This window comes from Mucilaginibacter limnophilus (assembly GCF_004005815.1).
GTDB classification, from domain to species: Bacteria; Bacteroidota; Bacteroidia; order Sphingobacteriales; family Sphingobacteriaceae; genus Mucilaginibacter; species Mucilaginibacter limnophilus.
Genome location: NZ_SACK01000027.1, coordinates 1 through 768, shown reverse-complemented (window position 1 = coordinate 768; position 768 = coordinate 1). Strand labels below are relative to the sequence as shown.

Below are 768 nucleotides of genomic sequence, written 5' to 3'. Positions count from 1 at the left end.
AGCCTGTCTACATCAGGGTCGGTTACGATGCCCAGGTCGGCTTGTTTTTCTTTGACCACTTTGGCTATTTCCGTCAGGTTCTCCGGCAGTGGCTCGGGATTATGCGGAAAGTGGCCGTTGGGTTCGGTGTACAGTTCGTAGATGGTTTCTACGCCTAAAGCTTTTAACAGCGCCGGTACAAAGATACCGCCTGTTGAGTTGACACAGTCGATGGCTATCTTGAAGTTGGCTTGTTTGATGGCGTCCTTATCTACCAGCGGCAGGTTAAGCACTGCGTCAATATGTTTTTGCAGGTAGCTGTCATCATAGCTAACTTTACCTAAGCTATCTACATCAGCATAGGTAAATGCGCTTTTCTCTGCTATTTCCAGTACTTGTTTACCATCAGCATCGCTGATGAACTCGCCTTTGTCGTTCAGCAGCTTCAGCGCGTTCCATTGCTTGGGGTTATGGCTTGCGGTCAGGATGATGCCGCCTGCCGCTTCTTCCATTGGGACGGCTATCTCTACGGTTGGGGTGGTTGATAGGCCAAGGTCTATCACATCTATGCCTAGTCCCTGCAGCGTGCCGGTTACAAGGTTGTTCACCATGCTGCCCGACAGCCGTGCATCCCTGCCGATGACTATTTTATTAATGCCTGTTTTCTTCACCGCCCAGCTGCCATAAGCCGATGTGAACTTTACAATATCTATCGGCGTTAGGCCCTCACCTGCCTCGCCCCCTATGGTACCCCGGATGCCCGAGATCGATTTTATTAGTGACATGTTT

Annotated in this window: 1 pseudogene; it reads right to left on the bottom strand. The window is 50.4% G+C overall.

Going from position 1 to position 768, the window contains the following annotated elements:
• Window positions 1–764 (bottom strand): annotated as a pseudogene (locus tag EOD41_RS20540) (phosphoglucosamine mutase); the annotation flags it as partial.
• Between the last annotated feature and the right edge of the window lie 4 nt (window positions 765–768).